The organism is Flavobacterium beibuense (assembly GCF_004151245.1).
Taxonomy (GTDB): Bacteria; Bacteroidota; Bacteroidia; order Flavobacteriales; family Flavobacteriaceae; genus Flavobacterium; species Flavobacterium beibuense_A.
The window spans coordinates 75,130-102,001 of the sequence record NZ_JUIW01000002.1 but is presented as its reverse complement, the minus strand read 5'-3'; the positions used below and the strand labels follow the sequence as shown (position 1 = coordinate 102,001).

Here is a 26,872-nt window from a genome sequence, read left to right as displayed (position 1 = left end):
CAATGAATACAAAATACTTTGACCTGATAAACCAAACATTTTATTTCCCTCAGGAAGAATTCACACTAAATAAAGACAACCTGTTATTCCACAACATAGATCTTATGAAGCTTGTGGAGCAATATGGTACACCTTTAAAATTTACATACCTGCCACAAATTTCTAATAACATCCGTAAAGCAAAAGGGTGGTTTAGAAATGCCATGGAAAAAAATAAGTACGATGGTAAATACTACTATTGTTACTGTACTAAGAGTTCTCATTTTGAATACGTAATGAATGAGGCTTTTAAAAACAACATCCATATAGAAACTTCGTCGGCTTTTGACATAAATATTGTTGAAAACCTGCTTGAGTCAGGAAAAATAAATAAAAATACTTATGTAATATGTAACGGCTTTAAAAGAGACGGATACATAGAAGGTATTGCAAGGCTTATTAATAGCGGGCACAACAAAACTGTTCCTATTATAGACAACTACGAAGAACTGGACCTTTTACAGGAACAGATTGAAGGTAAGTTTAAAATAGGTATCCGTATCGCCGCTGAGGAAGAGCCTAAGTTTGAGTTCTACACCTCCCGATTAGGTATAGGTTACAGAAACATTGTACCTTTTTACAGAAAACAAATACAGGAAAACAAGAATCTGGAGCTTAAAATGCTTCACTTCTTTATCAATACAGGTATAAGGGATACTTCTTACTACTGGAATGAGCTTTTAAAATGTTTAAAAGTTTATATCAACCTTAAAAAAGAATGTCCTACACTGGACAGTCTTAATATAGGTGGTGGTTTCCCTATCAAAAACTCACTGGCTTTTGATTATGATTACCAATACATGATTGATGAGATTGTTAACCAGATCAAGATTGCATGTGAGGAAGCTGATGTTGATGTACCAAACATATTTACTGAATTCGGTTCGTTTACTGTAGGCGAAAGTGCAGGTGCCATATACCAGGTACTTTACCAAAAACAACAGAATGACAGGGAAAAATGGAACATGATCGATTCATCTTTCATTACTACCCTTCCGGATACATGGGCTATTAATAAGCGTTTTATCATGCTTGCCATAAACCGCTGGAATGACCAGTATGAAAGAGTTCTTTTAGGTGGTATGACATGTGACAGTGACGATTATTACAACTCAGAGCAAAACATGAACGCCATTTACCTGCCTAAATACAATAAAGAAAAACCTTTATATATCGGGTTCTTTAATACCGGTGCATATCAGGAAACAATTGGCGGATACGGAGGATTACACCACTGCCTTATCCCGCAGCCAAAACATATACTGATAGACAGGGATGAAAACGGTATTTTAGCTACCGAGGTGTTTTCTGAACAACAACAGGCAGAAGATATTCTAAAAATATTAGGATACGAAAAAAAATAATCTATTTTTGACTTTTTTAAAAAAACATACATAAACAATATTAAAATGAACAAAGGACCAATTAGCCAGTTTATTGAAAAGCACTACTTACACTTCAATGCGGCTGCATTAGTTGATGCTGCAAAAGCGTATGAAGATCAGCTTAAAGGCGGTGCTAAAATGATGGTGACACTAGCAGGTGCTATGAGTACAGCGGAGCTTGGTAAAATTTTCGCAGAAATGATTCGTCGTGATAAAGTGCAAATCATTTCATGTACAGGGGCTAACCTTGAAGAGGATATTATGAACCTTGTGGCTCACTCTCATTATGAAAGAGTGCCAAACTACAGAGATCTTACTCCACAACAGGAATGGGATTTACTGGAAAGAGGGCTTAATCGTGTGACAGATACTTGTATACCAGAGCACGAAGCTTTCAGAAGGCTGCAAAAACACATCTACAAGATTTGGAAAGATGCTGATGATAACGGTGAAAGATACTTCCCTCATGAGTTTATGTATAAACTTTTACTTTCCGGTGCTCTTGAAGAGTACTATGAAATAGACCTTAAGGACAGCTGGATGTATGCTGCTGCCGAAAAGAATCTTCCAATAGTGGTTCCGGGTTGGGAAGACAGTACTATGGGTAATATTTTTGCTTCTTATGTAATTAAGGGTGAACTTAAAGCCTCTACAATGAAATCAGGTATTGAATATATGACTTTCCTTGCAGACTGGTATACTAAAAACAGTAACAATGGCGTAGGCTTCTTCCAGATTGGTGGTGGTATAGCAGGTGACTTTCCTATTTGTGTAGTACCAATGCTTTATCAGGATATGGAAATGCACGATGTTCCTTTCTGGAGCTATTTCTGTCAAATATCAGACTCAACAACAAGTTACGGTTCTTACTCGGGTGCTGTTCCTAACGAAAAAATCACTTGGGGTAAACTGGATATCAACACACCTAAATTTATTATCGAATCGGATGCAACAATTGTTGCCCCTCTAATTTTTGCTTACCTGTTAGATTTATAATATCATTTTATGAAAAGAGTTATTGTTGATTACGCCAAATTGACTAATGAAATTTTAACCCTTCTTGTGGAAAAATTTCCTGACGGATATGATGATTCGGACATCATCCGTTTTAAAAATGCAAAAAACGAAACTATCGAAGCGGTAGAAGTACGTACTGAGGATACCATTTACCTTGTAAAAGTAAGTACTAAGCTTGCAGACAGAATCGAAAATTATGAAGATGACGATCTTGATGCAGACGGAAGCGATGATCTTGATGCATTAAAAGATCTTGAAATTGCTGACGAAAGCGAAGATACTGAAGAAGAAGAAGAAGAAGAAGAAGAATAACAGGTGTCGGGGATAATGATATATTAAAGAACTCTTAACTGAGTTCTTTTTTATTATAAGTAAAACTATTATGAAAAAAATTATCTTTTTTACTCTTATTACTTCGGTACTTTACTCTTGCGGTCAAAAACAAGCAAAACCTACCGAACAAATATCACTTGAAACAACGAATAAAATATCATATGGTGCTTTTTCAAAAAGAGACCGTATAATACTTAATGTAATAAGCAAAGGAGACAGTTTTACCGGTACTTACCAATATATTTTAGACGGAAAAACAAAAACTGCGGTTACTTTTAAAGGTCTTATGCCCGGTACAGAAGCAACTACACTTGCTACAGGTATGATTAACGATACCCTCAAAACAGAAGAATTTTTCTTTTCTTTAAATAAAGAAAAAGTGTACATAAAAATTGATGAAAAATATAAGGACAAAGATAGTGTATGGAGGTATAAAGACAACCCTAAATATGGTGGTGATCTGGTTTTAGATAAAATTGAAACCGATAAATAATACTATTAACTATATTAAAGAACTCTTAATTGAGTTCTTTTTTTTTAGGCAATGATTTATTTTTATAAAAAACCATTAATCATGAAGAAAACAGCAGCATTACTTATTATTACTACATCATTATTTATTTCATGTAATGATAAAAAAAATGAAGAGGTTATAGTACCCGAAGAAAAAGCAGAGAAAAATGTAACTGAAACTCCTTCTTATGAGAAAATGTGCTTTCTTAAAGTTACAGAAAGTAAAGCCGAATATAATGAGGACAAGGTTATTAGAGACAGTATTGTTTTTGAGCTTGAAAGAGAAGGTGACAGTATTAGCGGTACTTTTAACTGGTTACCTTTTGAGAAGGACAAAAAATTAAGCACTTTTAAAGGGACACTTAGCGGAAATACAGGAAACGCTATTGCCGATTATTCTGCAGAGGGCATGAATTATAAAGAAGAACTGGTATTTACCTTAGGTGAAAATCAGGTTTCAATTATATATGGGGAAATGATTGAAGGTGAAAATGGTGTATGGAAATATAAAAATAAAGAAGCCGCTTCTACCCAAACACTTTCTAAAGTAGACTGTAAATAAAAAAAGCCCAAAAGGGCTTTTTTTATTATAAGTATCTTTCTTTAAAAACTTTCATATGGTGTTTTTGATGTGCCGTAATTAGGAAACCTAACGCTCTTACCGACACCTGATGTCCTGATGCCTCACCCTTTCTTAGCAATTGTTCCTGAGAAAAAGATTTAAACAACATCATATTACACTGCCTTACCAGAGCTAACTCAGTGAGTATATCCTGTAAGCCTCTGTTTTCAGCATCATTGTTATTAGCATATTCACTTTCATCAAAACCAGGTAACGGAGTTTTATCATTTCTGGAAATCCTTAAAGCCCTGTAAGCAAAAATACGTTCGGTATCAATAATGTGTTGAATAATTTCTTTAATTGTCCACTTACCTTCCGCATATCTGTAACCATGCTTATCCATTGGTATATCCTGTACAAAGTGAATAAATTCATGCACACTTACTTCCATCCATTCGGTTAATGTGTAAGTGTCATCAACATTTATAAGATAGGTTTTACAATACGGAGCATACTCATCACTTGATAATTCTCTTACTTTCATTTTTAAATTTTAGGCAGAGTTTCTGCTGGCATTAATATTCCCAAAAAGGGAACGAGTTACTATTTTTTCATAAACCTCAAGCAAATGGTCCTTCTCCTCCCCGTTCTTCATCTGCCTTATTTTATGAAGGGCATATTGCTGTATGGTTAACAAAGGTAATACAATATGCTCTCTCATTTTAATAGAAGCTACACCATCAGGATAATTTTCCATCAATTCTTTATAACCTGAAACTTTAAGCAACAATCTGTTTGTTTCAAGGTACTCATTATGAATAATTTCCCAAAATGAACCAAACTCCTTATCCTCTTTCATATAAGCCGTTAAGGGGAAAAAAGATTTTGAAAGCGACATCATACTGTTTTCTATAAGTGTCCTGAAAAATAAAGACTGTTCGTATAACTCTTCCACTTCTTTCCATTTTCCGTTTTTTTCCATTTCACCTAATGCATACCCTACACCATAAAATCCGGGAACATTTTGCTTTAACTGACTCCATGATCCCACAAAAGGAATAGCTCTTAAATCATTGAAATCCAACTGAGCTGATTTACTCCTTTTTGAAGGCCTGCTGCCAATATTGGTTTTCGCATAATAGTTAAGCGTACTCATTTTTTCGAGGTACGGTAAGAACTTCGGATGATTTTTAAACTCGGTATATTTGTCAAAACTTAGTTTTGCCAGTTCATCAAACATTTTTCGCTGTTCTGAGGTAAGCTGTTTCTTATCCTTATTAAATACACCATTTATAATACCGGCACTTAAAAGGTTTTCTAGATTATACCTACAGGAATCCAACGTACCAAAATTAGAACTTATGGTTTGTCCCTGGATAGTAATCTGAATTTCATTATTTTCTATAGAAGGGCCTAATGAAGCATAGAACTTATGGGTTTTACCTCCACCCCTTGCCGGTGGTCCGCCACGGCCATCAAAAAATATTACTTTAATACCGTATTCTCGGGCAACCGCAGTAAGATTTTCTTTTGCGGTATATATACTCCAGTTAGCCATAAGATAACCTCCATCTTTTGTTCCGTCAGAAAAGCCAAGCATAATTGTTTGTCTGTTACCTCTTTTCTTCAGGTGCTGGGCATATTTTGGATTTTCATACAATTTACGCATTGCTTCACCCGCCTCTTTTAAGTCGTCTACTGTTTCAAAAAGCGGAACAATATCAACGGTTGGTTCCTGCCACTGCAGTAATTCAAACAACGTAAGTAGTTCTAAGACATTATGAGCATTTTCATTATTGCTTATAATGTAACGGTTTGCCCCTTGTTCCCCATTTCTTTGCTGAATGGTTTTCATAGCAAGAATTGATTCTAGTGTCATTCGGGTATTGTCATCCTCGAAATCATTAGTTTCAATAGTACCCTTAAGCGCTAATAAAGCTTTTAGCTTATCCTTTTCAATTAATGAGCTATATCCTGAGGCTACTGTAGTATTATTTTTGTTATCAAGATTGGTAAGTACATCATTAACTACCTTATCATGTATACGACTGTTTTGCCTGATATCAAGTGTAGCAAAATGAAAACCAAAAAGATTTACCTTATTTATAAGTTTATCAATTTCGTCTATATAAAGTGACTGATGTCTTTCAACCACTATTTTTCTCATTTCACTCAACAGACCTTTAAGCTCATCCAGTTCAATATAAAGTTCTCCCTGAGAATAAAATACCGAACGGTAAAGCTTTTGTTCAATTTCAATTACTAAAGGCTCTACACCGGGAAAAGTAAGTTTACGTCTCATTTTCCTGATATCCCTATAATAACATTTAAGTATGGAAGTGCGCAATCTTGCAGCGACATCGAGAGTTATCTCTGTAGTTACAAACGGATTACCGTCCCTGTCACCTCCAGGCCAAAAACCAAAAGACATAACCGGATGGTTAAGATTCTCTCCTTTATATATAGTATCCTGAATATAAAATGACATCTCACCAGCTGTTTTATAAAAAACATTTTCCAGATACCATATAAGGCTTACCGCCTCATCAAAAGGGGTTGGTTTTTCTTTTTTTATGAAGGGAGTTTTTCCCAACTGAGCCAGTAATGTTTTTATTTCAGAAAGGTTATTGTTTTTAATGGACTCGGTTAAATCGGTAATAATACCTAATACCGATCCCGGATAAAACTGCGTTGGATGCGCGGTCAACACAGTCCTTACCTGAAATTCCTCTAAAAAATCTTTTAATTCATCACCATAACCCTGACTTTCTGCCTTTTCTCTAATTTCTCTTAAAGAACCTGTTCCTTCTATATTGTGAAGGTTTAGAAAAGCAGCGTCTTCTATAGCATCAAAAAGCACAACCTGTCGCTCTACATATTGTATAAAGCGAAACATCAGGTCTATTTTTTCCTGTTCGGTACTGTCCTGCTGGTATTTCTCTATAAATGCATCAAAAATTTCCCGTGGATTTTTATTTTGCTTAAAGCCATTTTCACAAGTTTCAGTAAATAATGGCAACAACACACCTGTATTATCAATGGCATCAAAAGGAAGCGTCATAAAAATGCTGTTAAACAGCTGATATTTAAGGCCAACATTTTCTTTAAATCGTTCTATTCTGGTTGCTGGGTACATACTATTATTTTTTACTGAATTTAATAAAAAAACCCTCATGCGACTAACATGAGGGTTATAAACTTTTTATAAAAAATCTTACAGATCTTTGAAGATTGTATGCATTAAACGTTTTTTATCGTTTATGCTCTCTTCAAGTGATATCATGGTTTCTGTTCTGTAAACTCCTTCAATATCATCAATCATAAAGATAACTTCTTTTGCGTGCTTAGTATCTCTTGCTCTTATTTTACAAAAGATGTTGAATTTACCGGTAGTAACATGTGCAACAGTTACAAAAGGTATCTCGTTTATTCTTTCAAGAACAAATTTAGTTTGTGAAGTGTTATGAAGAAATACACCTACATAAGCGATGAATGAATATCCAAGTTTTTCGTAATCTAAAGTAAGTGAAGAACCCTGAATAATTCCTGCATCCTCCATTTTCTTAACCCTTACATGGACTGTTCCGGCAGAAATTAATAGTTTTTTGGCTATATCAGTAAACGGAACCCTAGTATTGTCAATCAGCATATCTAATATCTGGTGATCAACTTCATCTAAACGAAACTTGCTCATAAGCGTAACTTTTTTTAGGTAGATTATATATTTGTTAATAATAAAACCACTACAAAAAAATTAATTTATTTTCAATAAAAAAAGAATATCGTTATTTTTTTTCTAATCCATTAACAAATTCTCTGTTTTTACCTACTATAAAATCTGCTTTTTCTTCACTTTTTGGCAAATGACTTCCGTCTTGTCCTGTAAAAAGTTCTTCCTGGCAATCATATTCTTCATGACCGTAAAAATTACCTGAATCCCCTATTTCCTTAATAAAAGCTTCGAAAATTACAGAATTATCAATTAAGACTTCCTTGTAATGAGATGCAAAATTCGTGATAATTTCTTTATTTTCATAATTTATTTTGACATTTTTATACATGAAGTCAAAAAATATTACCTTATTTTGAGGAATTCTGAAATAATCTTCTCTTTTGTTAACAACTATAACGTTTTCGTAAATAGCATTAAATCCTGATAATATTGCAAAAAACACAAATTTTCGTGTTTTTTCTCTTAAATAGTCATTTTGGTAATGTCCGGCTTCAAAAAGTATTGTTGGCACTCCTAAAGACTGAAACATATCACCTATACAATTAATATTAAATCCGTCGTCAAACCTGCCTACCTGCCCTGGTATAAACTCCTGTAATGTTTCATTCATTGCAGCAATAACATTAATAGCGACCTGCCTTGGTTCATTTACCTCTCGATCCTCATTATAAGAAGGTGCAAGGAATGATACAGTAGCAGGCTTAGGATTATTATCTCCCAATCCAAATATTGTACGCTGATCATGCATATTGTATGCAAAATGCGGTTTAAAGGAATCAAATGACTCTCTCAGCAATTTAGCTTCCGGTTGTGAAAGATTTACAGAGTCGCGGTTTAAATCTACTTCATTTGCATTTGCACGCGTATAAAGTTCAGCTCCATCAGGATTAACAATAGGCAATATATAATAGGTAAAATGTTGTTTAAATGACTTAGCTAGTTCATCATCGCTTTTAAGGAAGTTTAAGAAATCAAAAACCGCTTTAGTAGTGGTTGATTCATTTCCGTGCATTTGAGACCAAATAAAAACCCTGGTTGAACCAGTACCGGTTTTAATACTATATATAGGTTTATTTAAAACAGAATGACCTGCAACACCAATTTCAAAATCGTTTTTTAATTCGTTTAATATTGGTTCAATATGTTTATTAGTAATGTATCTTCCTTGTAACTGAGTGTTTACATATTTACTGAAAATCCCTTCAAAATCCATGCTTAACAATTTAGATTACAAAAGTAAACATCTTAATTTTTACAATTGTAAACAATGAAATTAATTCTTTAGTTTACTTTTGTAAACACGTTCGATATTATTCTATTGATCTCTTCAACACTGTCTTAAATAAAAACATTATAATTTTAATTATCAGATTTTTAAGTGTATCTAGTTAAACTTTTTATTTAGCGTTTATACCATCTCGGAGTGTGTGTTTGTGTAATTAAAAACATTTGTTTACATTTGTAAAACACTAATAAACCAATACTTGTTTACAATGATAAACACCGAAGATTTCATTAAAAGACTGGAAACTATATTAGATTACTACAGTATATCTGCTTCTGTTTTTGCCGATCAGATTGGTGTACAGCGTTCAGGATTATCACATCTTTTATCAGGAAGAAATAAACCCAGTCTGGATTTTGTTATGCGTATTACAGACAATTATCCTGAGGTAGATTTGTATTGGCTATTACATGGTAAAGGATCTTTTCCTAAAGGCGAAGCAAAACACGAAAATGAAAATATAGCCCAACCTACCCCTTCTCCTTCTACGGTAAATGAAGCCAAAAATAATTTTGAAGATCTATTTTCGGTGCCGGAAAATAAAAGTGAAGAAGTTGAAATAAACCAACAGGAAGTTACTGAAAAGCTTATTGAAGAAACAAAAGAGTCTGCTACTGAAATTGCCAGCATACCTGTAGCTCATAATCACTCAGAAGTGGAGCAGGTTGTTATTTTCTATAAAGACGGCACTTTTAAACACTATAAGCCAAAAGCATAAAAAAGAAACCCCGAAATTCAACCAGAATTCCGGGGTCCATTAACCAATAAAACAAACACAAATTTATTTTCTCCTAAAAGCAGCCTTCTCCCGGCTGTTTTTAAATACACTTAATATTATTTTTATTGGTGTATTGTAAAATTACATCTATTAAATGTTAAACAAATATAATTTTTAGTTAAACTATTCTTAATCATTTTTATAGCTGTTTTCAGGTATATAGCCCGTAACTCCTTTATAATTAGATTCCAGTATTTTAAAGTCTTCTTCCTTATTTCCTGTAGGATAAAAAGGTAGTGCTAATTTCACTTCTTTTTTACCATAATCAAAAGCTACGGCTACTATAGGTACATTAGCCTTAAGTGCTATATAATAAAACCCTGTTTTCCATGTATTCACTTTTTTACGGGTACCTTCAGGAGCTATGGCTAACCTGAACACTTTCCGGCTTTTAAAGATATTAGCAATTGCCTCTACTTTGTTCTCATTTTTCTGTCTGTCAAGCGGGGCACCTCCCATCCAGCGGAACCACACCCCTGCCGGAAATACAAAAAGCTCTTTTTTAGCAACATAGTGCATTTCAAGACCTATACTGCCCCTGGCAAAAACCCCAATAGCAAAATCCATCCAGCTGGTATGGGGAACTACTATTATAATACATTTTTTAAGTTCAGGTGACATAGAACCATTTAAGCGCCAACCCATTAACTTAAAGAAGATAAATCGATATATTTTTTTCATAGGCATTTAAAGAAACAGGCGCAAAAATAATATATATTTACAATAACGAAATACATTGAAATGCTTAAGAAATTCCTTAGCTATTTTATCCCCGTAAATATCTATAAACGAAATTCTGCAATTAATAAAACCCTTGAAGTTACCTGGAATAACGGACAACTGGTACTTGACTCTAAAAGTACAAATTATTCTTATGGCAGCCTGCAACGTATCCTGCGAAAAGGGCTTCATTACATTGGTTTTGAACGTATTAAAAAATTTGAAAACGCACTTGTTTTAGGTGTTGCCGGCGGAAGCGTTATTAAAACCCTTGCTAGCGAAATAGGTTTTAAAGGCCAAATTACAGGGGTTGAGCTGGATACTGACGTAATTACAATTGCCAACGATTATTTTAAGCTTAACGAAATCCCTAACCTAACCCTTTTAAATGATGATGCTTTTGAATTTGTTTTAAAAACAAAAGAAAAATACGATTTAATAATAATTGATATCTTTCAGGATACGGTTATGCCTAATTTTTTATTTGAAGAGTTCTTTATAAACAGAATTAATTTTTTACTTAAGGTAAATGGATTTATATTATTTAATACCATGACCTTAAATAAAAAAGACAAAGAGCGTAATTTACTTTATCGCTCACGTTTTACAGAGGATTATTCGGTTAGGATGTACCCGAAAGTTGAGGATCATAACGAACTGTTCACCATAAAAAAATTACGATAAGTTTATGGATTTTGCTGTTTACAAAAAAGAAATTAACAACAGTGGTTTTACTGTTTTAAATAACATTTATACAAAAAAGGAAACAGAAGATATTGCAGCAATAATAAATACTACTAACATTACAGGTGATACTTTTAGAAAATCTAAAGACCTTTTTGCAATAAGGCAGTTTTTAAAAGAAATTCCCTATGTACAATCTCTCGTTTTTAATGACAATCTTAAAACTATAATCAGTACCCTGTTTGGAAAAGATTACTTTTCTATAAAATCTATTTATTTTAATAAACCCGGAAATTCAAACTGGTTTGTAGCTTATCATCAGGATTTAACCATATCGGTCGACAAAAAAACTGAGATTGAAAATTTTGGGCCGTGGACAGTAAAGCAAAATCAGTTTGCCGTACAGCCTCCTATTGAAATATTAGAAAATATTTTCACTATCCGTATCCACCTTGACGATACCGATGAGAATAACGGAGCACTTAAGGTAATACCGGAATCTCATCTTAAAAAGATATACCGCCCGGAAACCATTGACTGGAGTACGGAAAAAGAAGTTATCTGTAACGTAGACAAAGGAGGCGTCATGATAATGAAACCACTGTTATTGCATAGCTCTGCCAGGACAGTAAACAATAATAACAGAAGGGTTATTCATATTGAATTCAGCAATATGGAGTTACCTAGCGAAATTAAATGGGCTGAAAAACTGGAGGTAAATTAACCCAGTATTTTTTTAGCTTTTTCCAAATCCTCAGGAGTATCTATACCAATACCTGCATGTGAGGTTTCCACCATACGGATTTTTTTTCCGTATTCAAGATAACGAAGCTGCTCCAGCTTTTCTGAAGCTTCAAGGCTTTGCATCGGTAATTTATAAAAATCCATAAGAGCATGTTTCCTGAAAGCATAAATACCTATGTGTTTAAAATACCTCACTCCAGCTTCTTTATCTCTTGGATACGGAATTATTGAGCGTGAAAAATACAAGGCAAAATGCTTTTGGTCCACAATAACCTTTACATTGTTAGGATTCTCTATATCTTCCCAATCGGTTATATGCATCATTACAGAAGCCAGGTCTATTTCGCGGGCTGCATCACTTTTAAAGACTTCAAGCAAATCGGCAAGCGGCTCTTTGTTTATAAAAGGCTCGTCTCCCTGAACATTCACTACTATGTCAACATCAAGGTTTTCTACAGCTTCGGCTATACGGTCACTGCCGCTCTCATGCTCCTTAACACTCATTATGGCCTTCCCTCCGTTTGAAGTAATTTCATTAAAAATTATATCAGAATCTGTCACAACAAACACATCATCAAACAGTTCTGTTTTTACAGCTGCCTCATAAGTGCGTGAAATAACTGTTTTACCGCCCAAATCTTGCATTAATTTTGCCGGAAAACGTGTTGAGGCATATCGTGCCGGTATAACTGCTATAATTCTCATTTTCAGTGTGTTAAAATTTTTATTCTTCAAAATAATCATCCTTAAAACCGATAAGGTAAAGCCTGTCTTTTGCACGTGTTACAGCAGTATAAAGCCATCTTATATAGTCACTGTCTATACCTTCCGGCAAATAAGGCTGCTCTATAAAAACCGTATTCCATTGCCCTCCCTGCGATTTATGACAGGTTATGGCATAAGAAAATTTTACCTGTAACGCATTGAAATATGGGTTGTTCTTTACCTTCATAAATTTACGGTAATTACTTTCTCCTTCATAATCTTTTTGTACTTCCTGATAGAGCCTGTTAGACTCCTCATAAGTTAGCGAAGGCGATTCGCTTGTTATGGTATCCAGTAATAATACTGTCTCAAAGGCAGGCTGGTCGGGATAATCAACCATCCTGATCTTAACGCTTGCAAATTTAAAACCGTAAAGTTCCTGTATACGGAATATCTCCAATATTTCAATAATATCACCGTTAGCAATAAATCCTGCTTCCGATTTTTCAGTAAGCCAAAAATAATTATTCTTTACTACCATTAAAAAATCTCCGGTAGAAAGTTCGCTCTCTCTTGAAAGTATTTTTGTCCTTATTTGATGGTTGTATAAATTAGCCCGTTTGTTAGAGCGTACTATAAAAGCCGTGTCTTCTATACTGTAATTGCTGTATGCCTGATTAATGGCATCCTGTATATCATAACCATCAATCAGTCGCACTATATCCTTAAATCCCCTTACCTTAAACTGAAAGGTATCTATAAAGTGAGATTTAAGTACCTCCCTCAATTCTGTAGCATTGTAAAGGATTCCGGAGTCAGTTTCCTGTCGCATTACCTCGTCCAGTTCGATTTGCTGAACATTTTTATCATAATTCAGCGATAATGTATCAATATTTAGTGCAGGGCTTATATCTAAATTTACCGGAGGAAGCTGTGCGGTGTCTCCTATTAAGATCATTTTACAATTCTGCCCCGAATACACGTATGAGATGAGATCGTCCAGCAGAGAGCCGTTTTCATACATTTTAGACTCAGCAGCTACATCTGATATCATAGAAGCTTCATCTACAATAAAAATTGTATTCTTATGCTTATTTTGCTGCATGGTAAAACCCATAGCTCCTCCACTACTCTTTTTAGGAAAATAAATACGTTTATGGATGGTAAAAGCCGGTTTTTGGGAATAATTGGCTATTACTTTGGCTGCCCTGCCAGTTGGTGCCAGTAATACATATTTTTTTTCCGCTTCCCTTAAATGGTTTACCAGCGTACTTATTATGGTAGTTTTACCTGTACCCGCATATCCCTTTAAAACAAAGAGGTCATTATTTTCGTTATTGGTTATAAACTCGGCTATCTTTTGTAAAAATATATCCTGTTTTACAGTTGGATTGTAAGGAAACTGTTTGCGGAGTATTTTGTAAAAAGCGGCTGAATTCATTAATAATTGTAGTCTTTTTTTAAACGAAGTTCAAAGATAAGGCGATTTTTATGAGTAGCCCGTGCCAAACCAAAAAAGAATGTAAATTTGTAACTCATCAAAAATTACTAAATGAGCCAAACCATCACAACAAAAAACTATAAGAAACTTTCGATGCAGATTTCGCTGAACGAAATGTCTTTTTGTTGTTTTGACACCTTAAATCAGAAGATAACAGACTGCCACAGTATTGCGTTTTCCATATTAAAACCTCTGGAAGACCAGCTATGGAAGGCGTTTGTTAATCACCCTGAGTTGATGTATGACTATGATGAGATTGTGGTGCTTCATGACAACAGCCTAAACACTTTTGTACCTACTGCCCTTTTTGACGAAGAATTTTTAGGTAGTTACCTGCAGTACAACACAAAGGTTTTTGATACCGACTTTTTTGCCTACGATACTATTGAAAACTATGATATAAACAACGTTCACGTTCCGTTTATGGATGTAAACAACTTCTTAATAGACCGTTATGGCTCTTTTGATTATAAAAACACAAACAGCATACTGGTTTCTAAACTTCTTGACGCTTCAAGAAATGTAGACGATAAACAGGTTTTTGTACACATACAAGCCACTCATTTTGAAATTATAGTGGTACGTAACCAAAAACTGCTGCTGTTTAATTCGTTTGAATATAACACCCCGGAAGATTTTCTTTATTACCTCTTATTTACTTTTGAACAACTACAGCTTAACCCTGAGTTTATAAAAGTTTCATTACTTGGTAAAATAAACGAGATGCATCCGTGTTATGAAATAGCGTACAAATACATAAGAAATGTTGTATTGTTTGAGCCTTTTGCCCTTAAGGAAAAATGGGACAGAAGTATGGATCAGACGCTGCAGCATTATATACTATTTAACTCATGAGAATAATATCAGGAAAATATAAAGGACGAAGGATTACAGCCCCTAAGAACCTGCCTGTAAGACCTACTACAGACATGTCCAAGGAATCGCTGTTCAACATCCTTAACAACCGTATTGATTTTGACGGACTTAAAGTACTTGACCTGTTTTCAGGCACAGGTAATATCAGTTATGAGTTCGGGTCAAGAGGTGCGGATAACATAACATCGGTTGATGCCGATTTTGGTTGTATTAAGTTCATAAAGCAAACTGCTGCAGAATTTGAATTACCAATTTCTGCAATAAAAAGCGATGTTGTTAAGTTCCTGAAAACCAACAAATCTTCTTACGATATAATTTTTGCCGATCCTCCTTACGATATGAGCCAGGAGAATTTTGAAGAGATTGCAACACTTGTTTTTGAAAATGAACTGCTGCAGGAAGACGGTATTATGATTATCGAGCATTCCAAATATACCAAAATGGACCATCTGATGAATTTCTCTTTCCAGAAACATTATGGAGGATCCTATTTCACTTTCTTCGAATTTGATAATGAGGAATTTGAAGATACAGGTATTTCAGAAGATGATGAGATGGAATAATCATTAATCTCACCAATAATACAGGCCTCACAAGGGGTCTTTTTTTAGCTATGAAAAAGTTTTTTTTAATTGTTCTTTTATTTACTGCTACCCTTTCATTTTCACAAACTTATTTTAAGTTTAACGCACCTTCAACCATTTTGGGAATCCCTCAGATTGGAGTCGAAACCTCATTGGGTAAAAAAGTTACTTATCAGTTTGATGTTTTAGGAGCGTATTGGCAATCATTAAATGGTGCTCCGTTCAAAACAGTCATGGGTATTTCTGAATTAAGATATCATTTCACTGAAAATTATAATGGTATCTATGTTGGTGGTCACATTGGGGCCAGTAAGTTCACTTTACAAAAGTGGAATTACATCAACTCAGACAAATATCAAAAGGGATATGCTTTGTTTTTTGGTGTTACTATAGGCTATCAACTAAAAATAAACGAAAAGTGGATGGTTGACATGTTTATGGGAGGCGGCAACCAGCAGGCTAACTATAAAGGTTATTACCTGGGTACCGATACCCGTTATGAGCATGTAAAAAATTATAATAAAAGTGGCGAATGGCTGCCTTATAGGGCAGGTATAATGTTTAGCTACAAATTATAAAAAGCAGGCCTGTAAGCCGGATTCTGTATCCCTTGCGGGACCCTTATCATTTATCTGGCCCCTGCATTACTGCAGGGGTCTATCTGCCTACCCCCCGGCATTGAACGGGCAGTTCTTAGTTGCCGGTATACATGGCATTTCACCGCATAGAGTTTACCTGATTTCACTACAGCATTACCTGTACATCCTTTCTGTTGCACTTGTCCTCTCCCGCTTTCACGGAATGACGGGCGTTACCCGCTATGCTGCCCTATGGTGTCCGGACTTTCCTCCGCGCGTTAGCGCAGCGATAAGGCGGCCTGCGGCGGCAAAGATACATTAAGTTTTTAAAGTGGTTTGATAAAACACGTAAAGCCTTACAAATCATTTAAGATTTTCTTATAACTACAGGCTTTTTGTTTAACATTTAGTTGGCAGCAGCCTAGATTCTAAATGGTTAATTTTAGATATCAAACAAACTTAACTTTAAACACAGAAATTATGGATAGGCAAATGTATCATTATGCAACTGTTTCCAAAGCTTTGGAAGAGCTGTATCAAAAAGGGTTTACAACCGATTTTAATCTTGAGGAAGACCGTATTAAGCAGCACTGTGAAGATTTCACCATAGAGCATATATATCGTTATGAAGGTGAAACCGACCCGGGAGATGAGGCTACTGTATACGGCATAATTTCTAATGACGGGGAGAAAGGGGTTTTTGTAGCAGGACAAGGCGCTTATACTGAAAAAAGTGCTGCAAAAATGCTACATAATTTGAGTATTAAAGGAAGAGATGAAGGGTGTGCCGAAAACAATGCGAAGGCTTAAAAATAAACTCGAAAAAATAGGTAACGATCCAAAAGTTACTGCAAAAGCCGTTGGCTTACGTTATTCTTTAAATTGCGAGAAAGGCTATTACAGAAAGCGGGAACCCAATGGCTTTTCGTATTTGGACCACGACGGAAATAAAGTTAAGGATACCGAAGTTTTAGAACGTATTAAAAAACTGGTTATCCCTCCCGCATGGGAAAATGTATGGATTTCCCCTTTCGAAAACGGCCATTTGCAGGTAACAGGTACCGATACTAAAGGCAGAAAACAGTACCGCTATCATCAGGAATGGAATAAAATACGAAATCAGTCAAAATTTTATAGGTTAAGGAGATTTGCCCTGGCTCTCCCTGATATTCGTGATCAGGTAGAAAAAGACCTTAGGCGCAAAGGACTCCCCTATGAAAAGGTCGTGGCACTGGTAGTTAAACTTATCGAACTAACTAATATACGTATAGGTAATGATGCTTATAAAAAGCTTTATGGCTCCTTTGGGTTAACTACTCTTAGGGATAAACATGTAAAGTTTGAAAACACAACTGTTTTATTTGATTTTACAGGAAAAAAAGGAGTAAAACACAAAATAAAACTTCAAAGTCGCAGGTTAGCAGCTTTGGTAAAAAAATGCCGCGATATTCCCGGTTATGAGCTTTTCCAGTATTATGACGATGACGGTACACATCATAGTATAGGCTCGGCCGATGTAAATGCCTATCTCAAAGAAATAACCGGAGAAGATTTTACCGCAAAAGATTTCAGGTCATGGGCAGGGAGTCTTAACGCGCTTTGCGCTTTTCATGAAATTGGCGAACATGCAAATATTACAGATTGCAAAAAGAAAATTGTAAGCGTATTAGACAGTGTGGCCGCAAAACTAGGCAATACAAGAACTGTATGCAAAAAATATTATGTCCATCCTACGGTTATAGCTTCCTATGAAAATGGCTCCATTTGGAACTACAAACCTGTAAATAAGGAAGAAGACCGTTTTAATGCAGAAGAGAAAGCACTTCTCGAACTACTAACAACGGAAGATATTGCTGAAGTGGTGGCTTAATGTTAGTAACTTTTAATTATTACCTTTTAAACAATATTGTCATTGCCCCTGCAATTATTATATTTGTTGCACAGATTTTTCTATGGAACAGTTTATAGTATCAGCCCGTAAATACCGCCCGCAAACCTTTAAGGATGTTGTAGGCCAACAGGCTATTACCAATACGCTTCTAAACGCCATAGATAACAACCACCTTGCTCAGGCACTGCTTTTTACAGGCCCAAGAGGAGTTGGAAAAACCACCTGTGCCCGTATACTTGCCCGTAAGATCAATCAGGAAGGTTATGATGACCCCAACGAAGATTTTGCTTTCAATGTATTTGAGCTCGATGCGGCATCAAACAACTCGGTAGACGACATTCGTAACCTTATTGACCAGGTTAGGATACCTCCGCAAACTGGAAAATATAAGGTTTATATCATCGATGAGGTGCATATGCTTTCGCAGGCGGCCTTCAATGCGTTTCTTAAAACACTTGAAGAACCACCAAGACATGCCATTTTTATATTAGCGACTACTGAGAAGCATAAAATCATCCCTACCATTCTATCGCGTTGTCAGATATTTGATTTTAAGCGTATAACGGTAAAAGATGCTAAAGAGCACCTTGCAGAGGTAGCTAAGAGTCAGGGTATTGAATTTGAAGATGATGCACTGCATATAATCGCTCAAAAAGCTGATGGCGCTATGCGTGATGCCCTTTCTATTTTTGACAGGGTAGTCAGCTATTGTGGCACTAACTTAACGCGCCAAGCAGTAACTGAAAACCTTAATGTACTTGATTATGAGTACTACGTTAAGGTAACCGATCTTATTTTAGAAAACAAAATACCTGAGCTGCTGTTGGCTTACAACGATATTTTAGCCAAAGGATTTGACGGACATCATTTTGTAGCCGGACTTGCTTCACACTTCCGTGATCTACTAGTTTGTAAAAACCCTGCAACACTTGTATTACTTGAGGCCGGAGAAGCTGCGCAGGCCATGTACGGTCAACAGGCTCAAAAAGCACCTCAGGACTTTTTACTAAAAGGCATAGATATTGCAAACGACTGCGATTTAAAATATAAGACAAGTCAAAACCAAAGACTTTTGGTTGAACTTTGCCTTATGCAACTTGCCTCTATCACTTTTGATGGAGAAAAAAAAAAGCTGACAAATTTATAATTCCACCGCATTATTATAAAGAAACGGCTGCACCTGTAAACGGTACGCAGCAAAGTACTACAGCAAATTCATCGGCAGAAACTGCTAACACCACTCCTCCTGCTCCAATTGTTACTGGGCAAAAAGCTACAGGAATATCGCCATTACCGGCAAAAGAGCTTGAAGTTGAGGAGCCTGTTGAAGTAAAAGCACCACCTAAACCGGAACCAGAACCGGATGGCACCGTAAAAGTATCGGCCTTATCACTTAACAGCATCAGGCAGAAACGTGAAATAGCCGAACAGCAAAAGGTTAGTCAAAGGCATCATGATGAGCTTCCTAAAGAGGCTTTTAATGAAACAGACATGCGCTTATTATGGAATAAATTTGCACAACGACTAAGTGATAGCGGCCAAAAGATTATGGCTACCTATATGCAGATTAACGACCCTGTTTTACAGGATGACGGGTTTACCATTAAGCTTGAGTTGCCAAACGAAGGATCTAAAGTAGATTTTGATAACAATAAACTAGACCTTTTAGGCTATTTAAGAGGCAAACTACATAATCATGACATAGTAGTAGAAACACATGTAAATGAGGTCGTAGAAAAGAAATATGCGTTTACTCCCGAAGAGCGTTATGAAAAACTAAAGGCTATTAATCCTGCTCTTGAAATACTACGAAAAACTTTTGACTTAGATATTTAAGCTATCTGACTTTGCAGCAACTCGTTTGCAATGTTTAAATTATAGTAATTGCGATACTCCGGATTAATGATAACCTCAAAACGCTTACGGAAAGCGAGATACTCGTCATTAGTGAAATCTTCAAGAATGATTTTTACCAGATAAGGGGCACCTTCCTCAAACTTTTTTCGGTCTATACAAATAACCGAGGCATTAAAACAATCTTCATACAAGTGGTAAAATCCTGCCCCTATGGGTTCAAAACGGGCGGTATCAATATTCCTGGCCTGCAGTAGTGTAGCCAGTTCCTTTGGGGTGTTTAACTCCTCTTTCTTCACCTTCTTTTGCTTTTTGGGGTTACCTGTCAGGTTCTCCATAATGCATTGCTTTAGCATTGGTGCAAAGGTGCGGCTTAAAGTTTAATTAATTGATAAGCAGGTATTAACTAATTTTTAATTATCCTTTTTATTCTTTTCACGCCACATTTCTGATATGGCTTCATAATCAATTTCAAAGGCAGGTTCCTGCCTTGCCAGTCTGTGCGCATCAAAGGCTTCAAGCAAATAACCTTCAATATAATAATCTTCCGGTACGGTGGCCGGACTGTATTTTCTTTTAATATCTATATCAAACAATTTGGCCATTCGGTTAGACCAAAAAGCCTTCCAGCCGCTTTTATGTTCCTTTATCAAATCGAATGTAGACTCCCCTGTTTGCCTGTGGATGAGCTTAACCAGAATTTGACCGTCTTTTCTCGAAAGCTTTTTAAGTTGGGCTTCAAATTCATCCTCAAGATATTTTTCAACTATTTTAGAGTATTTTTTCTTTTCCTTATCGGTTTTAAGCTTAGCCATGTTAGCATTAAGCAGGGTAAGCCTGTCTGCCGCTATTTTTGCATAAGGATATACCTTTAGCACCCTCCTCTTAAGAATTAAAAGCCTTTTTTTCTCATCTGCGGAAAGCTCATCATTAACATTAGAAATCACCAGATCTTCCAGCTCATAATTAAAAGTTATGCTGTCGGTCTCTGTCTCATTTACAATACCATTTTTCACAGTATCTTTTACAACCTCCTGCCCAAAGCAAAAAGCCGTACCGAAAAATAGTAATAAAGAGAAAATTCCTGCTTTCATATAAGAAAATTTATGTCAAATTTATACAATTATACCTAACTCTGTAATGTTATTTATATTTTAGCCAAAAATTATATTTATGTCTACAAAATCTGTACTTAACAACGCTTCATTAGCCTTTTTAGAGAAGTATTTAAACAATCCGTCTCCTACAGGATATGAGTCCGGAGGCCAAAAAATATGGATGGAATACCTTAAGCCCTATGTTGATACTTTTATAACTGATACTTATGGTACTGCAGTAGGTATAATCAATCCTGATGCCAAATATAAAGTTGTAATAGAAGGACATAGTGATGAGATTTCATGGTACGTTAACTATATAACGGATAACGGACTTATTTATGTTATTAGAAACGGAGGATCTGACCACATGATTGCCCCTTCAAAACGAGTAAACATACATACAAAAAAAGGTATTGTAAAAGGTGTATTCGGCTGGCCTGCCATACATACCCGTTTACGCGATAAGGAAGAGCAGGCAAAAATAGAGAATATCTTTATAGACCTGGGCTGTTCGTCTAAAGAAGAGGTTGAAAAACTGGGTGTACATGTAGGTTGTGTTGTTACCTATCCTGACGATTTTATGGTACTTAACGACAATAAATTTGTTTGCAGAGCTATAGATAACAGGATTGGCGGATTTATGATTGCCGAGGTAGCAAGACTACTTCACGAAAACAAAAAGAAACTGCCTTTCGGGCTTTACATAACTAATTCAGTGCAGGAAGAAGTAGGTCTTAGGGGTGCTGAAATGATTACCAAAACCATACGCCCTAATGTTGCTATTGTTACCGATGTTTGTCACGACAGTACAACACCAATGATCGACAAGCGTATTGAGGGTGAAACGCAAATAGGCAAAGGACCGGTTATTACTTATGCTCCTGCTGTACAAAATAACTTGAGAGAACTTATAATTGAGTCTGCCGAGAAGAACGGAATACCTTTCCAGAGGCTTGCTTCCTCACGTGTTACAGGCACTGATACCGATGCTTTTGCTTACAGCAACGGCGGTGTGGCTTCTGCCCTTATTTCACTGCCTCTTCGCTATATGCACACCACAGTAGAAATGGTTCACAGAGATGACGTTGAAAATGTAATAAAACTGATTTATGAATCACTTTTAAAAATTGAAAACGAAGAGACTTTCTCTTACTTCAAATAATACAAAAAGCACCTCAGTGAGGTGCTTTTTCATTTAGGACATAAAGTATTAATTATGCATCTTTAAGAAACTCCACTGCTTCTTTTGCGTTAGACGCCTCTGCATATTTTAAGGCTGTAAAGCCTTTATCATCTTTAGCATTAACGTATGCACCGTTATCAACTAATAACTTTATTATTTCAACGTTGTTATAGCGAGCTGCCAGCATTAAAGGCGTTTTACCGTTTGATGTCTCATTTACATCAACACCATATTCAATGAATTTTTTAACTGTCTCCACATCGCCTTTGCAAATAGCATTGCAAAGCGGAGTGTTGGTTTTATACTCCTTTACTAACTCAAATCCGGTAGCAGGTTTAACAGAAGTTGATGCCATTGCAACATTACTGAATGTAAATATGGCCAAGCCTAAATAAATGATCGTTTTTTTCATGATGATTGATTTTTAATTGATGATTTGATTTACTGTAATAGACGTTTGCAAAAACCTAATCGTTACAGGATTATACTGTTTTTAACATTATTTTAACACAAAACATCTTACTATGCAGGCATATAAAAACAAAAGCGTCCTGCATATGCAGGACGCTTTCCAAGGATTTTTTATGTAAAATTTATTTGCTTAAAAAAGCAACAACATTCTTTTCAATACGATCATGTATATTAGAAATATCCGCTTTAGCAAACTTCTCTCCTAAAATATTCTCATACAGTTCAATATACCTTTCAGAAACACTCTCAATATACTCTTCGGTCATTTCCGGTATCTGCTGACCTTCTTTTCCCTGAAAACCGTTAGCAATAAGCCATTGTCTTACAAACTCTTTAGAAAGTTGTTTTTGAGCCTCTCCTTTATTTTGACGCTCCTGGTATCCATCTGCATAAAAATAGCGGGATGAATCAGGTGTATGTATTTCATCTATCAATACAATCTTACCTTCTTTAGTCTTACCAAATTCATATTTGGTATCAACAAGAATAAGACCCCTTGAAGCAGCAATTTCAGTACCTCTCTGAAAAAGGTCTCTTGTATATTTTTCAAGTACAAGGTAGTCCTCCTCTGTTACAATACCATTTGCAAGAATATCTTCACGAGAAATATCCATATCGTGCTCACCGTTATCTGCCTTAGTCGTTGGTGTAATAATAGGCGAAGGGAATTTATCGTTCTCTTTTAACCCTTCAGGCATTTCTACACCACAAAGTATTCTCCTACCTGCAGCATACTCACGTGCCGCGTGCCCTGAAAGGTAACCACGAATAACCATTTCCACCTTAAAAGGCGTACATAAATGACCTACTGCAACATTAGGATCCGGAGTATCAATTAACCAGTTTGGGACGATATCTTCAGTAAGACGCATAAATTTAGTAGCTATCTGATTAAGAATCTGACCTTTGTAAGGTATGCCTTTAGGCATAACCACGTCAAAAGCAGAAAGCCTGTCGGTAGCTATCATAACAAGCAGCTCGTCGTTAATATTATATACTTCTCTTACCTTACCGCGGTAAACCGATTTTTGTCCCGGAAAATTGAAATCAGTGGTCGTGATGGTGTTCATTACCTATATGTTATTATTTCGTGTTTAACAAGCTGCAAAAATAAGAAACTTATTATTGCAAATTTTGCTTTTTATCATACATTTTTGCCCTTATTCCAAAAGAGAAGTTAACCAATAGCATTATAAAGGCAGTTAAAGAGAGAATAAGCTCAGGTAAACGTGACATTATAATCATAGTGATTGACCCAATAGCTAATGCAAGTATCAGACTTCCAAGATTAATAAGGCTTGTTAACTTGCTTACCTTAAATTTCAATATCCACATTGTAATATAACCTAACAGACATAAAATCAATGCAAATAAAGCTATAAATGGTGCATAGTTATTGATATCCCAAGCCCAACCTACTGTTTTATTCATACCATAATTCCCGAAAGAACTCATTCCAAAATTAAATATTATTATCAGGGATATTAATACTAAAAACAATACAGTTAAAATAGCTATAATACTTAAAACAAAAGTTCTGGGTTTGGTAATATCCATCATTATTATGTATTTCTAATATAATGTAGCAAATCTATAATATGTTGTTCAAAATGTGAAACAAAACTTAACTCCAAAAACCATAAAGCGTCCGTTTCCCCATTATGCTCATAACGCCATTTGGTCTCCAGTAAATCACTTATAATATCTGCCAGGTCATCAATAGCATCGCCCATGTATAGTTCCGGATTTTCATTAGGATTAAAAGTAGAAAGCACGTAATAATACCCAAAATCAGGAAAATTAACTGCAATGGTTTGCCTTATGGCATTATAATCCGTATCCGGCGAATCAGGATAATACTCCTCATCAAAATCATAGCGAATGTTTACGCAAAATGCATAAAGTTCTGCCAGGCTGCGCCTTAATTCCTCCAGAGCGGTTTCAGTCGGATTTGTGTATAACCCCCATTTTGCTACTGCATTAATAAGGGATAAAAGTTTTTTTGATTCTTCCATCTTTTATAGTTTTAAAAAGCATTGAGATGGAAAAAAAACGGGGCCAATAGCCCCGAATTGTTAATCGTGGTTCTCTATGCTTTTATAAGCATCAATAATTTTCTTCACAAGTTTGTGGCGAACGATATCTTTATCATCCAGGTATAAAATACCTACACCGTCTACATCTTTTAATATTAAAATCGCCTCTTTAAGCCCGGATATGGTTCTTCTTGGTAAATCCACCTGTCCGGGGTCGCCCGTTATCATAAACTTAGCATTACGCCCCATACGGGTAAGGAACATCTTCATTTGCGAATGCGTCGTGTTTTGAGCCTCATCCAGTATTACAAAAGCATTATCAAGCGTACGTCCCCTCATAAAAGCAAGCGGCGCTATCTGTATAATACCTTTCAGTAAATAGTCCTCCAGTTTTTCGGGAGGAAGCATATCCCTAAGGGCATCATACAATGGCTGCATATAAGGGTCAAGCTTTTCTTTCATATCCCCCGGAAGAAAACCAAGGTTCTCCCCTGCCTCTACAGCCGGACGTGTAAGTATAATACGCTTTACCTGTTTCTCTTTCAGGGCTTTTACAGCCAGGGCAACACCCGTATAGGTTTTACCTGTACCGGCAGGACCTATGGCAAATACCATATCATTTTTAGCCATGTAATCTACCAGCTTTTGCTGATTTGGAGTCATTGCCTTTATAAGCTTACCTCCTACACCATGTACTAAAATTTTATCTTTAGAGTCCATCATCTCAACTTGAGAATCACTCTGTATTACCCTTTCAATAACATTATCGTCTATATTGTTATAGCGTGAAAAGTGAAGCATAAGCCTCTTAAACCGCTTTTCAAACTCGTCGAGCATCTCCTTTTCGCCAAAGGCTTTAAGTGTGGTACCGCGTGCTACAATCTTTAGCTTAGGGTAGTATTTTTTAATGGTTTCAAGATGGGAATCCTGAGCGCCCCAAAAATCTTTCGGAGCGATGTCAACAAGTTCAATAGTTCTTTCGTTCAAAAGCAGTTGTTTTTAATTAGAAATGATAGCTATATAATTATTAGCTTTGCATTCAAATTTAGTGAATTTTTAAAACCACTTTTTAAAACTTTTGCACAATTTTATGTCAATAATTACCCTTACTACTGACTTTGGTATCAAAGACCATTTTGTGGGCGCTTTGAAAGGGAAAATTATATCTGATTATGCAGATGCCCGCATTATTGACATTTCTCACGACATAGACCTCTTTAACGTATCGGAAGCCAGCTATGTAGTAGGCGCAGCCTACAACAGTTTTCCTAAAGGAACGGTACACCTAATAGGGGTTGATGCCGAGCTTACCCGGGAAAACAGGCACATAGCCATGCAATGGAACGATCATTATTTTGTTTGTGCCGATAATGGTATCCTTAGTATACTTACCAGAAAAATGGTGCCGCAACGCATTGTTGAAATAAACATTCACGACCGCCTGCCAAGCGGCTCAACCGATATGGATGTTTTTGTAACAGTTGCCTGCCATTTGGCTAAAGGAGGCTCTTTAAGTGTTATAGGGAAAGAAATTCAGTCGCTTAAGGAAACTAACGAGCTTCAGGCCGTTGTTGCCGGAGATAAAAACTCCATTAAGGGTTATGTGGTATATATAGACCACTTTGGAAACTGTGTGACGAATATTTCGCAAAAACTTATTAAGGAAGTAGCAAGAGGCAGGGATTTTGAAATTACCTTCAGTACCAAGACTATCAAGTCGGTTAAGGAAAGTTATTCTGATTTTGCCGTAAACACTAAATTTTCACTTAAAGACTATGAAGGCGAAAAGCTGGCTATTTTTAATGAGGCAGGCTTTCTTGAAATTGCCATTTACAGAAGTAACCCTCAAACTGTAGGTACTGCAAGAACACTTTTAGGGCTTAAGTTCAGGGATGTGGTTAATGTGGTTTTTAAATAGTTTGGCATAATTATAAACACTTAGAATATTAAAATATAAAAACAGTATGTTTGTACGGATTGTAAAAATGAGTTTTCAGGAAGATAAGGTTGATTTATTCCTTAATAATTTCCACGAATTCAAGCAACACATACGAAACTATCCGGGTAACCGTTTTTTAGAATTATACAGGGACAAACAGGACCCTTCGGTATTTTTTACCTATAGCTATTGGGAAACCGAAGAAGATCTTGAAAGTTACCGCCACTCCGATCTGTTTGATGAAGTGTGGTCTTTTACAAAAAAACTGTTTAAAGACAAGCCTCAGGCATGGAGTGTGGATAAAGTAGTAACTTTACCCTAAGAATACAACTATTAACCTTTGATTTAAAAACAGGCATTA

33 protein-coding genes and 1 other RNA gene are annotated in these 26,872 nt (G+C 35.9%); 18 read left to right on the top strand and 16 right to left on the bottom strand.

What is annotated here, in order from left to right:
• The first annotated feature begins 2 nt into the window (after positions 1-2).
• The 5 genes from NU09_RS02580 (at position 3) to NU09_RS02560 (ending at position 3,849) form a co-directional block, all read left to right on the top strand.
• A complete protein-coding gene (locus NU09_RS02580; RefSeq protein ID WP_129749697.1) occupies positions 3-1,403 on the top strand; it encodes an arginine decarboxylase in 1,401 nt (466 codons plus the stop codon).
• Positions 1,404-1,448: 45 nt separating this feature from the next.
• A complete protein-coding gene (locus tag NU09_RS02575) occupies positions 1,449-2,420 on the top strand; it encodes a deoxyhypusine synthase family protein (RefSeq protein WP_129749696.1) in 972 nt (323 codons plus the stop codon).
• A gap of 9 nt (positions 2,421-2,429) precedes the next feature.
• On the top strand, positions 2,430-2,753 hold the full coding sequence (locus NU09_RS02570) for a hypothetical protein (RefSeq protein ID WP_129749695.1): 324 nt from the start codon (positions 2,430-2,432) through the stop codon (positions 2,751-2,753).
• 70 nt (positions 2,754-2,823) lie between these two features.
• Positions 2,824-3,267, top strand: coding sequence for a hypothetical protein (locus tag NU09_RS02565; RefSeq protein ID WP_129749694.1), 444 nt, complete (start codon positions 2,824-2,826; stop codon positions 3,265-3,267).
• Between the two features lie 81 nt (positions 3,268-3,348).
• The gene (locus tag NU09_RS02560) at positions 3,349-3,849 is read left to right on the top strand and encodes a hypothetical protein (RefSeq protein ID WP_129749693.1); all 501 of its coding nucleotides are present in this window, start codon (positions 3,349-3,351) and stop codon (positions 3,847-3,849) included.
• A 25-nt stretch (positions 3,850-3,874) separates the two neighbouring features.
• On the opposite strand, the gene NU09_RS02555 is transcribed toward NU09_RS02560, so the two are convergent.
• The 4 genes from NU09_RS02555 to NU09_RS02540 all read right to left on the bottom strand — a co-directional run bounded on the left by NU09_RS02555 (position 3,875) and on the right by NU09_RS02540 (position 8,795).
• Complete coding sequence (locus NU09_RS02555; protein ID WP_129749692.1) at positions 3,875-4,393, bottom strand: DinB family protein; 519 nt, start codon at positions 4,391-4,393, stop codon at positions 3,875-3,877.
• Positions 4,394-4,402: 9 nt separating this feature from the next.
• Positions 4,403-6,985 carry a phosphoenolpyruvate carboxylase gene (locus NU09_RS02550; RefSeq protein WP_129749691.1) on the bottom strand — a complete coding sequence of 861 codons (2,583 nt, stop codon included), beginning with the start codon at positions 6,983-6,985 and terminating at the stop codon, positions 4,403-4,405.
• Between the two features lie 78 nt (positions 6,986-7,063).
• Positions 7,064-7,543, bottom strand: a complete 480-nt coding sequence (locus NU09_RS02545) for an Lrp/AsnC family transcriptional regulator (protein ID WP_035130789.1) — start codon at positions 7,541-7,543, stop codon at positions 7,064-7,066.
• Positions 7,544-7,634: 91 nt separating this feature from the next.
• Positions 7,635-8,795 carry a M14 metallopeptidase family protein gene (locus NU09_RS02540; protein WP_129749690.1) on the bottom strand — a complete coding sequence of 387 codons (1,161 nt, stop codon included), beginning with the start codon at positions 8,793-8,795 and terminating at the stop codon, positions 7,635-7,637.
• A gap of 280 nt (positions 8,796-9,075) precedes the next feature.
• On the opposite strand from NU09_RS02540, the gene NU09_RS02535 reads away from it, so the two are divergent.
• The gene (locus NU09_RS02535; RefSeq protein ID WP_129749689.1) at positions 9,076-9,585 is read left to right on the top strand and encodes a helix-turn-helix domain-containing protein; all 510 of its coding nucleotides are present in this window, start codon (positions 9,076-9,078) and stop codon (positions 9,583-9,585) included.
• 189 nt (positions 9,586-9,774) lie between these two features.
• Here NU09_RS02535 and NU09_RS02530 read toward each other — a convergent pair whose 3' ends face one another.
• Complete coding sequence (locus tag NU09_RS02530) at positions 9,775-10,326, bottom strand: 1-acyl-sn-glycerol-3-phosphate acyltransferase (RefSeq protein WP_129749688.1); 552 nt, start codon at positions 10,324-10,326, stop codon at positions 9,775-9,777.
• Positions 10,327-10,386: 60 nt separating this feature from the next.
• Here NU09_RS02530 and NU09_RS02525 point away from each other — a divergent pair, with 60 nt between their 5' ends.
• Positions 10,387-11,049 (top strand): spermidine synthase, encoded by a 663-nt coding sequence (locus NU09_RS02525; protein ID WP_129749687.1) that lies wholly within the window; start codon positions 10,387-10,389, stop codon positions 11,047-11,049.
• Between the two features lie 4 nt (positions 11,050-11,053).
• Complete coding sequence (locus tag NU09_RS02520) at positions 11,054-11,773, top strand: phytanoyl-CoA dioxygenase family protein (RefSeq protein ID WP_129749686.1); 720 nt, start codon at positions 11,054-11,056, stop codon at positions 11,771-11,773.
• On the opposite strand, the gene kdsB is transcribed toward NU09_RS02520, so the two are convergent.
• Both kdsB and NU09_RS02510 read right to left on the bottom strand, forming a co-directional pair.
• The gene (gene kdsB / locus NU09_RS02515) at positions 11,770-12,498 is read right to left on the bottom strand and encodes a 3-deoxy-manno-octulosonate cytidylyltransferase (RefSeq protein ID WP_129749685.1); all 729 of its coding nucleotides are present in this window, start codon (positions 12,496-12,498) and stop codon (positions 11,770-11,772) included. The genes NU09_RS02520 and kdsB overlap by 4 nt on opposite strands.
• A gap of 19 nt (positions 12,499-12,517) precedes the next feature.
• A complete protein-coding gene (locus NU09_RS02510; protein WP_129749684.1) occupies positions 12,518-13,939 on the bottom strand; it encodes an ATP-dependent RecD-like DNA helicase in 1,422 nt (473 codons plus the stop codon).
• 111 nt (positions 13,940-14,050) lie between these two features.
• Between NU09_RS02510 and NU09_RS02505 the strand changes: the two genes are divergently transcribed.
• Genes NU09_RS02505 through NU09_RS02495 form a run of 3 tightly spaced genes read left to right on the top strand, consistent with a single transcriptional unit; the run spans position 14,051 to position 16,037 of the window.
• A complete protein-coding gene (locus tag NU09_RS02505) occupies positions 14,051-14,854 on the top strand; it encodes a DUF3822 family protein (protein ID WP_129749683.1) in 804 nt (267 codons plus the stop codon).
• Positions 14,851-15,438 (top strand): 16S rRNA (guanine(966)-N(2))-methyltransferase RsmD, encoded by a 588-nt coding sequence (gene rsmD / locus NU09_RS02500; protein WP_129749682.1) that lies wholly within the window; start codon positions 14,851-14,853, stop codon positions 15,436-15,438. Before NU09_RS02505 ends, rsmD begins: the two co-directional genes overlap by 4 nt.
• A 50-nt stretch (positions 15,439-15,488) precedes the next feature.
• The gene (locus tag NU09_RS02495) at positions 15,489-16,037 is read left to right on the top strand and encodes a DUF3575 domain-containing protein (protein ID WP_129749681.1); all 549 of its coding nucleotides are present in this window, start codon (positions 15,489-15,491) and stop codon (positions 16,035-16,037) included.
• Here the strand turns inward: NU09_RS02495 and rnpB are convergent.
• An RNA gene (gene rnpB / locus NU09_RS02490) (RNase P RNA component class A) lies at positions 16,034-16,343 on the bottom strand. The genes NU09_RS02495 and rnpB overlap by 4 nt on opposite strands.
• 174 nt (positions 16,344-16,517) lie before the next feature.
• On the opposite strand from rnpB, the gene NU09_RS02485 reads away from it, so the two are divergent.
• From NU09_RS02485 to dnaX, 3 genes are all read left to right on the top strand, one after another.
• A complete protein-coding gene (locus NU09_RS02485; RefSeq protein WP_129749680.1) occupies positions 16,518-16,847 on the top strand; it encodes a hypothetical protein in 330 nt (109 codons plus the stop codon).
• Complete coding sequence (locus tag NU09_RS02480) at positions 16,834-17,907, top strand: DNA topoisomerase IB (RefSeq protein ID WP_129749679.1); 1,074 nt, start codon at positions 16,834-16,836, stop codon at positions 17,905-17,907. The genes NU09_RS02485 and NU09_RS02480 overlap by 14 nt, the downstream gene beginning before the upstream one ends.
• Positions 17,908-17,989: 82 nt before the next feature.
• Positions 17,990-19,075, top strand: a complete 1,086-nt coding sequence (dnaX, locus tag NU09_RS02475) for a DNA polymerase III subunit gamma/tau (protein ID WP_129749678.1) — start codon at positions 17,990-17,992, stop codon at positions 19,073-19,075.
• A 13-nt stretch (positions 19,076-19,088) separates the two neighbouring features.
• Here the strand turns inward: dnaX and NU09_RS02470 are convergent, their stop codons facing one another.
• A complete protein-coding gene (locus tag NU09_RS02470) occupies positions 19,089-19,331 on the bottom strand; it encodes a hypothetical protein (protein ID WP_129749677.1) in 243 nt (80 codons plus the stop codon).
• Positions 19,332-19,419: 88 nt separating this feature from the next.
• On the opposite strand from NU09_RS02470, the gene NU09_RS02465 reads away from it, so the two are divergent.
• Complete coding sequence (locus tag NU09_RS02465) at positions 19,420-19,764, top strand: DNA polymerase III (protein ID WP_242501811.1); 345 nt, start codon at positions 19,420-19,422, stop codon at positions 19,762-19,764.
• Here the strand turns inward: NU09_RS02465 and NU09_RS02460 are convergent.
• Both NU09_RS02460 and NU09_RS02455 read right to left on the bottom strand, forming a co-directional pair.
• Positions 19,761-20,120, bottom strand: a complete 360-nt coding sequence (locus NU09_RS02460) for a hypothetical protein (protein ID WP_129749675.1) — start codon at positions 20,118-20,120, stop codon at positions 19,761-19,763. The genes NU09_RS02465 and NU09_RS02460 overlap by 4 nt on opposite strands.
• 75 nt (positions 20,121-20,195) lie before the next feature.
• Entirely contained in the window at positions 20,196-20,876 is a 681-nt protein-coding gene (locus NU09_RS02455; protein ID WP_129749674.1) for a DUF4294 domain-containing protein, read from the bottom strand.
• A gap of 79 nt (positions 20,877-20,955) precedes the next feature.
• Between NU09_RS02455 and NU09_RS02450 the strand changes: the two genes are divergently transcribed.
• A complete protein-coding gene (locus tag NU09_RS02450) occupies positions 20,956-22,044 on the top strand; it encodes a M42 family metallopeptidase (RefSeq protein WP_129749673.1) in 1,089 nt (362 codons plus the stop codon).
• A gap of 52 nt (positions 22,045-22,096) precedes the next feature.
• Here NU09_RS02450 and NU09_RS02445 read toward each other — a convergent pair whose 3' ends face one another.
• The 5 genes from NU09_RS02445 to NU09_RS02425 form a co-directional block, all read right to left on the bottom strand.
• Entirely contained in the window at positions 22,097-22,477 is a 381-nt protein-coding gene (locus NU09_RS02445) for an ankyrin repeat domain-containing protein (protein ID WP_129749672.1), read from the bottom strand.
• Positions 22,478-22,658: 181 nt separating this feature from the next.
• Complete coding sequence (locus tag NU09_RS02440) at positions 22,659-23,606, bottom strand: phosphoribosylaminoimidazolesuccinocarboxamide synthase (RefSeq protein ID WP_129749671.1); 948 nt, start codon at positions 23,604-23,606, stop codon at positions 22,659-22,661.
• A gap of 52 nt (positions 23,607-23,658) precedes the next feature.
• Complete coding sequence (locus NU09_RS02435) at positions 23,659-24,096, bottom strand: hypothetical protein (RefSeq protein ID WP_129749670.1); 438 nt, start codon at positions 24,094-24,096, stop codon at positions 23,659-23,661.
• A gap of 2 nt (positions 24,097-24,098) precedes the next feature.
• Entirely contained in the window at positions 24,099-24,551 is a 453-nt protein-coding gene (locus tag NU09_RS02430; protein WP_129749669.1) for a DUF5063 domain-containing protein, read from the bottom strand.
• Between the two features lie 60 nt (positions 24,552-24,611).
• Positions 24,612-25,559 (bottom strand): PhoH family protein, encoded by a 948-nt coding sequence (locus NU09_RS02425; RefSeq protein ID WP_129749668.1) that lies wholly within the window; start codon positions 25,557-25,559, stop codon positions 24,612-24,614.
• Between the two features lie 103 nt (positions 25,560-25,662).
• Here NU09_RS02425 and NU09_RS02420 point away from each other — a divergent pair, with 103 nt between their 5' ends.
• Positions 25,663-26,490, top strand: a complete 828-nt coding sequence (locus NU09_RS02420; protein ID WP_129749667.1) for an S-adenosyl-l-methionine hydroxide adenosyltransferase family protein — start codon at positions 25,663-25,665, stop codon at positions 26,488-26,490.
• A 46-nt stretch (positions 26,491-26,536) separates the two neighbouring features.
• A complete protein-coding gene (locus tag NU09_RS02415) occupies positions 26,537-26,833 on the top strand; it encodes a putative quinol monooxygenase (protein ID WP_129749666.1) in 297 nt (98 codons plus the stop codon).
• The last annotated feature ends 39 nt before the right edge of the window (positions 26,834-26,872 follow it).